8 protein-coding genes and 2 pseudogenes are annotated in these 9,211 nt (G+C 40.5%); 5 read left to right on the forward strand and 5 right to left on the reverse strand.

Translation table 11 applies throughout. The annotated features are described in order from the left end of the window. Positions 1–153, forward strand: a pseudogene (locus IM479_RS22665) (RNA-guided endonuclease InsQ/TnpB family protein); the annotation flags it as partial. 6 nt (positions 154–159) lie between these two features. Here the strand turns inward: IM479_RS22665 and holA are convergent. Both holA and IM479_RS22670 read right to left on the reverse strand, forming a co-directional pair. Next, complete coding sequence (holA, locus tag IM479_RS12190) at positions 160–1,143, reverse strand: DNA polymerase III subunit delta (RefSeq protein ID WP_287686804.1); 984 nt, start codon at positions 1,141–1,143, stop codon at positions 160–162. A 35-nt stretch (positions 1,144–1,178) separates the two neighbouring features. Continuing rightward, positions 1,179–1,367 (reverse strand): annotated as a pseudogene (locus tag IM479_RS22670) (WD40 repeat domain-containing protein). A gap of 165 nt (positions 1,368–1,532) precedes the next feature. Here IM479_RS22670 and IM479_RS12195 point away from each other — a divergent pair. After that, positions 1,533–2,363: a Ycf66 family protein gene (locus tag IM479_RS12195; RefSeq protein ID WP_287686805.1), complete on the forward strand. Its 831-nt coding sequence runs from the start codon at positions 1,533–1,535 to the stop codon at positions 2,361–2,363. Positions 2,364–2,427: 64 nt separating this feature from the next. Here the strand turns inward: IM479_RS12195 and IM479_RS12200 are convergent, their stop codons facing one another. Beyond that, complete coding sequence (locus IM479_RS12200) at positions 2,428–5,754, reverse strand: AAA-like domain-containing protein (protein ID WP_287686807.1); 3,327 nt, start codon at positions 5,752–5,754, stop codon at positions 2,428–2,430. Between the two features lie 114 nt (positions 5,755–5,868). Between IM479_RS12200 and IM479_RS12205 the strand changes: the two genes are divergently transcribed. Then, positions 5,869–6,225, forward strand: coding sequence for a hypothetical protein (locus IM479_RS12205; RefSeq protein ID WP_287686808.1), 357 nt, complete (start codon positions 5,869–5,871; stop codon positions 6,223–6,225). 117 nt (positions 6,226–6,342) lie between these two features. Beyond that, complete coding sequence (locus IM479_RS12210; protein WP_287686810.1) at positions 6,343–6,579, forward strand: hypothetical protein; 237 nt, start codon at positions 6,343–6,345, stop codon at positions 6,577–6,579. Positions 6,580–6,644: 65 nt separating this feature from the next. Here IM479_RS12210 and IM479_RS12215 read toward each other — a convergent pair whose 3' ends face one another. Continuing rightward, positions 6,645–7,568: a lysylphosphatidylglycerol synthase domain-containing protein gene (locus IM479_RS12215; RefSeq protein ID WP_287076230.1), complete on the reverse strand. Its 924-nt coding sequence runs from the start codon at positions 7,566–7,568 to the stop codon at positions 6,645–6,647. 38 nt (positions 7,569–7,606) lie between these two features. Here IM479_RS12215 and IM479_RS12220 point away from each other — a divergent pair, with 38 nt between their 5' ends. Then, positions 7,607–8,110, forward strand: a complete 504-nt coding sequence (locus IM479_RS12220; protein ID WP_286827332.1) for a hypothetical protein — start codon at positions 7,607–7,609, stop codon at positions 8,108–8,110. Between the two features lie 37 nt (positions 8,111–8,147). Here IM479_RS12220 and patR read toward each other — a convergent pair whose 3' ends face one another. Then, entirely contained in the window at positions 8,148–8,996 is an 849-nt protein-coding gene (gene patR / locus IM479_RS12225) for a heterocyst master regulator PatR (RefSeq protein ID WP_286827331.1), read from the reverse strand. Between the last annotated feature and the right edge of the window lie 215 nt (positions 8,997–9,211).

A 9,211-nucleotide genomic window follows, 5' to 3' on the forward strand; every position in this document is an offset into this window, starting at 1 on the left:
GGAGCAGATATTAATGGTTCATTAAATATAGGGAGAAAGGTAGTCGGAGAGGTTGCATTTAGCAAGAATCCGATAGAGAGGCTTGTAGTTAGCCCTGTACGGGTCAAAGCGTACAAAGCTGATTCAAAGTGCGACGTTTGCCTAAAGAATTAGTAACTATTAAGTCACCAATAAACAACAAAGTTCAATAATTTTGGTTTGCAAAGTTGCCAAAGGTTCCGCACCCCGCTTGAGACGATATTCTAATTCGAGAAGTATGGGTAAGGTGGCGAGAAGTTGCTTAGAAGAAAAGGATTGTATCTCTTTGCGAATGAAATACAGTCGCTTGGGATTGGCAATTTCGGCGGCGGCGGCGATATTTTTGTCGTCTTTTTCTCCTTCTTCAATTTTTAATTTCACTATTGCCCAAGTGCGAAATTGACCCACTAGGGTGGCGGTGATACCCAGGGGGTTCTCGTTGCGATTTAATAATTCATTGACTAATTCTAGGGCCTTGCCTGTCTCCCGTTTTAAAATAGCACTGGCTAACTGTAAGCTGCTTTGATTGCTGGCATTGACTAAGCTTAAAATGTCCTTTTTGTCAATAGTTCCCGCCGAATTATTTTTAAATAAACGCAGTTTTTCTAACTCCATCCACAGCAAGCGGCTGTTATTTCCCACCGCTTCCGCTAAGAGTTCGATCGCATCGGAAGTTAATTTTACTCCCACTTCTTTGGCAATTTCCCTAACTCTTTGGGCAATTTCCTCGACTTTCCAAGGCGGAATTAGTTCAAATTCTCTAACCTCCGCCTGATTTTGGATAAACTTGCTCGATTTTAAGCGGGAGTCGGGTTTTTTGGCACTGGTTAATAACAGATAGGAATTTTCGGGTAAATTGGGCAAAGTGCGCTGTAATTCCTGGAAAATATCCTCGGAACATTGTTGACAAATAACCGTATCAGCTAACCAAACTAAACGATTTCCCATGCCGAAAACTGGAGTCATCGCTTGATTGAGGGCCTCGATAATTGCTTCATTGCGATCACCATTAATTTTATCATAATTAAACTGTATCCAATTGGGATCGAGAAGTTTTGCTTGCAGATTTTTCACCGCTTGGTTAATAGCAAATTCATCTTCTCCCCAATAAAATATTGTCGGCATAAGTTTCTACTTATAGCAGTTATCTTGAGTTGTTACTATTGCCCATTTTCCCAAATTTTTACAGTTTTGTCAGCAATACCAATAATTAAATATTTACCATCGGCACTAATTGCTAAAGATAACAGTTTGTCTGTGGGTTGATCAAGGGTTCCTAATTCCTCTTTGCTTGTTAAATATCAAAACTTAATCGTTTGGTCTGAAAGCTTGTTTAATCTGATCGGCACAAGCATGAGAGGATAAACCAAGAATTTCCTAATATTAACTATGGCTATTCATCAACACAGTTAAAGACGATCTGACTCGATAATTTTGAAAATTAATCAAAAAATAGACTCGATCGACCCCAAATAACGCACAATAAAAAAGGAAATGTCAAAGGAGAATCGCAAATGTTGCCCTATATCCTAGCGGTCTTTGTGGGATTGAGTAGTCTGTACCTCCTCACCACCGCTTTTATCGCCCCTGATCGCCACCGTCAAGATGATTTTCTCTGGAGTGCGGTAGGATTATTCTATGCCCTTGTCCTCTGGTTGTGCGCGGGAAGGATTACAGGCGCTATCCTCCTGGGACAAGTTGCCGCAGCCATTTTATTTATTGCTTTCGCTTGGCAAACTCTCAAACTCAGACAAGCACTTTTTTATCCCGACAAACCGGTTAAATTATTTACTATTGTCGGTTGGTTAGGCAATCGTCTCGGGAAAGTTACTCCCTCTCAATCCCCTAAAACTAAAGCTAAAGCTGAGAAAGTAGCGGCAAAAGTTAAAGAAACGGTTAAAGAAACGGTGGATCCCGTTATAGAAAAAGCGGCGGCTATCGGGGAAACTATTACAGAATCAGTGACAGAAATTGAGGAAAAAGCTCAAGAAACGGTGAACCCCGTTATAGAAAAAGCGGCGGCTATCGGGGAAACTATTACAGAATCAGTGACAGAAATTGGGGAAAAAGCCGCAGAAATTATTGATGATGGGGAAACTTTCGATGATTTCGATGATTTCGATGATTTTGATTTGGCAAAAGAAGAGATCAACTCTTCCGAAAATCCCCCAGAAATTCCTCCGACTGAACCTGTAGCAAATGTTGAAGTCGAAACTATTGCTGTTAGCGAAACGGTGATTATTGAAGTTACCGAGGAAGATTTGCCCCCAGAAGAAACTATCGGAGAAGATACTCCCCCAGAAACTCGATCCCAAAGCGCAGAAAATCCCCCCTCATCGGATTAAAAATTAAGATTATTGAGCGGGTGGGTTAGACAATAATTATGCCCCCCACCCAGTCAAACCAAGTTTACAATGTGAATGGTTTTATTTTCCTAGTACACAGGGATAGAGCTTTTCGTTTTTCGGGACGATTCCTGAGATAATCTTCTAACCAAAGACAACCTCGATCGAGCAATTTTTGTAAATAATTATATTCCGTTTCTAAGGGCCATCGATGCTTTTGACCATCCCTAGCAATAATCACAATCTCTTGACTATCAGGACTAAAAGTGATCCCATAGACGATATCTTCTTCTATTTTAAACTCCGATCGCAAATTTCCGTCCATGTCCCAGCGTCTAGCTGTACCATCCCTTGAAATAGCGGCGATTTTTTCACCATCGGGACTAAAACTAACTCCATAAACGGGAAAAGAATCGGTTTTAATCTCCTCGAAAAGATTGCCCTGTAAATCCCAAATTTTAATCTTTCCTCGAGCAGCCGTAGCAATTTTTTGGTGATCGGGAGAAAACACCAAATCATAGATAATATTATCATCGGCTGTCCAGGAATTAATTAATTGAGGCCGATAATTACTTAAATGCCAGTATTGAACTTTTCCCTCGCTTGTTCCCGTGATTATTGCTGTTCCCTCTCCATTAAAAGCAAGACTATAAATCGGTACTTGACTAGCAGTAAATTCTTGAAGCATTGTTCCTTTTTGACTCCAGATTTGTACTTTTCCATTTCTTCCTGTAATCGCTATCTGATTACTATCGGGATGAAAAGCTATACTATAGATTGAGCGCATTTTTGTGGCAAATTCTCTAATTTTTTTCCCCTGGGAATCGAGTAAAGTAATTTGACCATCTTTATTAGCAATAGCGATAATATTGCCCTGGAAATTAATGCTAACACTGGTATTATCAGTCCTAGCTTGATTTAAATTGTTCAGTTGCCAAATTTTAGCCGTTTCATCACTCGATCCAGTTACCACCTGTTTTCCATCTTGACTAAATACAGCAGTAAAAACTGATTCTTGATGTCCTCTGAGAGTAGTTATTTCTTCCCCTTGCATTCCCCAAATTTTAGCACTACCGTCACTAGATGCAGTAATTAAAAACTGGCCATCAGGACTAAAATTAACACTGTTGACAAAATCTTGATGTCCCCGGAAAGTAGCTATTAAATTTCCCTGTAAATCCCAGATTTTAGCCGTTTTATCTGCCGCTGCTCCGGCAATTTTTTGACCGTCGGGACTAAAATTAACACTATAAAAAGCCTCAATATTTTCTTTACCTAAACTCAAGATAATTTTACCTGATAAATCCCAGATTTTAATCGTACCATCCCGGGAAGCGGTGGCAATTTTTTGACCATCGGGACTAAAACTAGCTGCATCTATCGATCTTTTATGTCCCTTAAATACCTGTAAAGTTTGACCTGATAAATTCCATAATCTAGCGGTTTTATCCCTGGAAGTGGTGACAATTTTTTGACCATCGGGACTAAAACTAACACTATAAACTGATTCTTGATGGTCAGGATAGGTGACTAAAATTTGCCCTTGCAAGTTCCAAATTTTGGCGGTTTTATCTTCGGAAGCGGTCGCAATTTTTTGACCATCGGGACTAAAACTAACACTATAAACTGCTCCTCGATGACCTGTCAAAGTTTGAATATTCTCACCTTTTTTATTCCAAATTTTTACCGTCCCATCTTGAGAAGCAGTGGCAATTTTTTGACGATCTGAACTAATACTAACACTATAAATAGTTCCCCGGTGTCCTTGCAGTTGGTTTTTTTCTTGAATGCGATCTAAAATTTGTTGTAGGGTAATAATGGGACTGGTAGCAGGATATTTACCTAGGGTTTGGTCATCAGTAACGATATTTTTTAAACTATTTACTGCTTGCATGGCCGCAATTAAAGATTCTAGTTGTTCAAATTGAAATTGTTGCCAATAACTATCACCCTGGCGCTGTAATTTAATACCTATTTGAGCGGTTTCTACTTGCTGCCACCCTTGTTTTACCTGAACAAAAGCTAAGAGAGAACCCAAAAGAGAAGCAATTAAAATTACTGAGCCAATTTTAATTCTCTTGGTGGCTTTTTGGTGAGCAATTGCTAAAATTTTATTAGCTTGCTTCTGAGTTTCTAGGCTAATTTCTGCCTCTCTTTTATCGAGATTTTGACTAGCAGTTAAAAACTGATAATCAAGATTACTTAAGCTTTTCCCCTGAGACCAATCGAGGGCATTATTTAAAGCTTTTCCGCGTAAAAGCCGCGATTCATCGGTATAATTAGACTGTTGCCAAGCGGCAATCGCTTCTGAGTAGGGACGCAATTGCTCTAATTGTTTTTCCACCCAATTGAGATTAAATATTTCTCGATAAATAGGATTATAAACTACTAATTGATTATCCTTTTTTACCACTAACCCCGATAACCTTAATTCCCCTTGTTCTGGACTATCATCGCACAGGATTGCACCTTTTTCTAAAATTTGTTGATAGATGCCTAACAAACGACCCGCTTTGTCTTGATTTCTTAACAAGCGATCGGCAATAGTTCGCAGATGAACTGGTTCATCATGAGATTCCCAATTATTAATAATTCTCTCTTTGATCAGCGTCTCAATATCTAAATTACTTTCCAGCAATAGCTGACAGATTTTCTGGGTTAAAAATGGCTGTCCTCCCGTCCAAAAAATAACTTTTTCTAACCAGTCGGGTTGATAATTACTTTGACCGGATAATCCCGCGGCTAGAGGAGCAATTTCTGGAAGATTAAATCCTGTTAATTCGATCGCCTGGCCGATATTAAAAGATGTTTGGGTCTTTTCGCGAATTAAATCTGCTGGGGTAGCAACACCGAATAAAGCGAAAGTAATTCTTTCATACTGGGCATTTTCCGCTCTTTGGTTATAACAATAACGAATCAGGGAAAAAAAGTCATCTAGAGAAAACTGTAAACTGAGAATTTTATCGATCTCGTCAATAAAAATATAGATTTTCTCTCCCCGACAATAAACTAATAAAACTTCCTCGATAAATTGTCCCAAACGCTGCACGGGAGGTAAATCATCTCGCTCGCGCAACCAGGATTTAAGATTAATTTTTCCCGTCAGATTAAATCCTAAAAACAAACGGGTAATCACGCCGTTATACCATTGGGATAAATTATCATTACTACCAAGACTGGTTATATCTACCGCCGCACAATCCCTGCCCGATTGCTGTAAAATATGAGTCACTCGTACCCTTAAACTGGATTTACCCATCTGACGACAGTTAAAAACGTAGCAAAATTGACCGTTTTTTAACGCCGTTAACAGTTCTCGATCGGCATTTCTCTCGATATAGGTAGGATGGTTATAGGCAAGACTACCCCCAACACGATATTGATAATTCATTATTCTTAAACAAAGTTATTTTAATGTCACCAACGCAAATAAAATAGACAATTGTGATTTAGATATATATAATGCAAGGATAATCGCTATTGACAACCCATCCCCAAGGCAATTATGAAGAAAACTTTTTTCACCTCCATCGCCGTTAGTGCCACCCTTGTCAGTGGTATTGTTTTAGGTACTCTTGATGCTGGCAGTGCCTCCGCTTGTGCTTTCGCTCAAGCTAAAGACATTTTTGGCAGCAATAACAGCTTCCATGTCGATCCTAACAAACTTATTTTAGGGGTTGCCACCGCTACAGGAGCAATCACCGTAGCCGGTGTTTTAAGCTACCGTCGTTTTCACTCCGGACAGCCTCCCGAAGATGCCGCCGCTAACCTGCCGTCGGTATTTCCTATCCCCATTCCCCCCGCAGCTTTAAATGCCGCAGTGGAGGCGGAAGAAGCGGCAGAAACCAGCCAAATCTCCTAAAAATCTGCTATATTTCCTCAAAAAAGGTGTTGGCATCCCCGCAGCTTTCCCGCTAGGCAACACCTTTTTCTGCCTAATTGTGTCCCAGTTATCAGAATTTTCAGCGATTTTTAAGTTATGTTACAAAGTGCAACCCTACCACCAGAGGTAAAGATGGGCAACTCTACCACATTTTCTGACACCCCACTTCATAAAGATCATCACACTTGGGAGCATTTAAAACAAGCCATCGCCGCTAGTTCCGGTTTTCGGCGTTGGCAGCAAGAACAACTAGAATCAGGTAAAAATAGAGACGATGCTGATGCTCGCATTTGTTCCTATCTACGGGAAACTTTAGAAACTTTAGCCTACTAGATTGATGCTCCCCAGCTATGACGGCATGGGGACTTTTTTTGTCCGTTTAAGCTAATTTGAAGACCTTATTTTCTGCGCGCCTCGTAACCCAACAACCAGACAAAAGCGACAATTAAAGGCAGGAAATAATAAATAGCTCGATAGGCGATTAAAGAGCCTAAAAGCTCGGCATTAGATACATATTCTGGCCGTAATCTCAGCATGATAAACTCAAAAACACCTATTCCCCCCGGCACATTGCTTAATACCCCTGCCGTCATGGCAAATACATAGAGACCGAAAAATCCTAAAAACGAAGTATTGTAGCTGCCCGGGAGAAGAAGATAGAGAACTCTAGCGGCTAATATCCAATCAATAAAAGTCAACAAAATCAAAGCCAGGGAAAGAGTCCAAGAGGGTAAATAGATGTTTTCTTGGCCGATTCTTATTGGTTTTTTATAGGTGAGAGTCAAGAAAAAATATCCCGTAACCAGCAATAAAAAAATTATTCCTAAAGGTTTAGTAGTTAAAAAAGGTAATTTTAAAAGTTGAGGAATCCGTTGGGGATCGAGGAGGAAACTTAAACCACCAATCCCTAACATTCCTAACCAAAAGCTTAAATGGGTAAAAGTAATAACTTTGGCAATATCCACCACCCCCACCCCCGCAGGAGTATAGAAACGATAACGAATGGCTGTCCCAGAAAATAAGGTCAAACCAATGGTATTACCAAGAGCATAACTGATAAAAGCAGCGCGGATAATAGTGCCTAAAGCTAAGGGATGATTGATATAATAAAAACCTAGGCGATCATAACCCGTCATCGACAAATAACCCAAAGCCATCCAAAAAATAGCTTCTAGCTTACGACTTGTGGTAAGATGATCCAAACTAGCCAACAGTTGAGCAAAAGTGTAGTGTTTAAATTCTTGACTAATTGCCCAGACCGCTAGAATAAATAAACTCAAAGACAGGATAATCGGAGCAAAACGCCAGATTTTTTTATACATCTTACTTTTTACGAATTACTTTTGACTCATTAAAATTTATGAAAAGATCAAAGCTAGATTTAGCTAAACGTTTAAATCGATCCCGAAAAAGAAAATATGATAAATTCCTGACTTCCTCCTTATATTTAACAATTATTCTGGGTTTATTTTATCTACTCTACCTCAATCTTCCTTGGTCTTTTCATCTTTTTGTGCATTGGGTGACTAAAGGGGGTGATTTAGACAAAATTCCTGCCAAATTTTATTCAGAACTTAATCAATTATGTTTGAGAGCAGATAGTAGGGGGGAAGTAAGAACGAGAAACTATACAGAACATACAGAAATCGCCGAATCTCTCGGTACATTTCAATGTACTTTAGTTAATGGTGGTCAAGAATGGTTAATAGAAGATTATAAATCTTTTAGTTCTGCCGATGAAGCGATTTTAGGCACTCAGTTAGCGGTTTTTATCGCCGAGATTTTGGGAACAGATTATAGTTATAACATTCGCGCTTATATTCCTAATACTAAGTATCAAATAGCTCCCAAAACCAAGTCCTAGACTAGGGATGGGTTTCTCACCCATCCTTAGAAAAAAATTAGTTTTCCGATACGGGTTTTGGTCGGGAAGGCCGAGGGATAGGGGATTGTCCGGGGGTAAAAGGTCGTTTTTCGCCTTCCCCCGAGGGATGACGATTTTTATCAAAAGGCTTTTTAAAACCTCCCTTACCCATCGGTTTTTTCTTGCTGGCAAAACCGAGGTCTAAACCTTCCAAAATGGTTAAGGCATCTCCTTTAAGTTGTACCTGAAAATCCCAAAAACGACTGATCGGTTTACCAGGTAAAGTGCCGCGCAATTTTAGTTTAAAAAACTTGGGTTTGTCTGCTTCAGTTTTGGGCATTTGTCGGATTTTGACCACTACCGCTTGATTTTCCCGTTCGGTAAAGATGACTTCGCCTCGAATCGAGAAATAACCCGGGGTAGAAGCGAGGAGAGGCTCTATCTCCTGATCATCCTCCTTTTTCAGGGTTTCTGGTTCCCAAACACCGACAATCTGAACATGAAGGGCATCATTTTCCTGACGGGTGCGCGGATAAACCACCCAAAGATGCGGTTTTTCCAGATCGAGATGATTTTTGACCAAACTGATCACTCGACCGAGAATCACAGAATCGATCGGAGTACCATCGGCAGTTAAAATATTGCCTTTAGTTAATTGTTCCTCCGATCGCTGATAATGGCCATAGACGAGACCGATCGCCCGATACTGCCGCAGATGACTGGGAGGGGGGATCGGTTGTTGACGTTTGACCTCTGCGGGGGTGGCTGACTCTACGGCTAAATCAGCCTCGGTATGGGGGGATTCAAGGGGGACTTCCTGAAGTGGAAATTCAGGAGTCGGGGGGGTTTTTGGTGATTCGGTAAACCGATTCCCAGGACGATTCATATCACACTCCTAGCGGCGGAGACACATAGTAAATTAGTAATCAAGCAAGTCAAAAGCGCGATCTGGGGGGTTACATTGACATCCTCACCGCCGTAAAACGGACGGTGATTCCCAAACCTCACGATTTAGGTTTCTGCTTCTTTCCCTTGCGGGGTTTCGCACCTGCCTTAACAGATTTACTCTGTTCTGGTCTTATGGTCGCTCTACAGACTGAC

It is taken from the genome of Microcystis sp. M165S2 (genome assembly GCF_020245885.1).
Lineage (GTDB): Bacteria > Cyanobacteriota > Cyanobacteriia > Cyanobacteriales > Microcystaceae > Microcystis.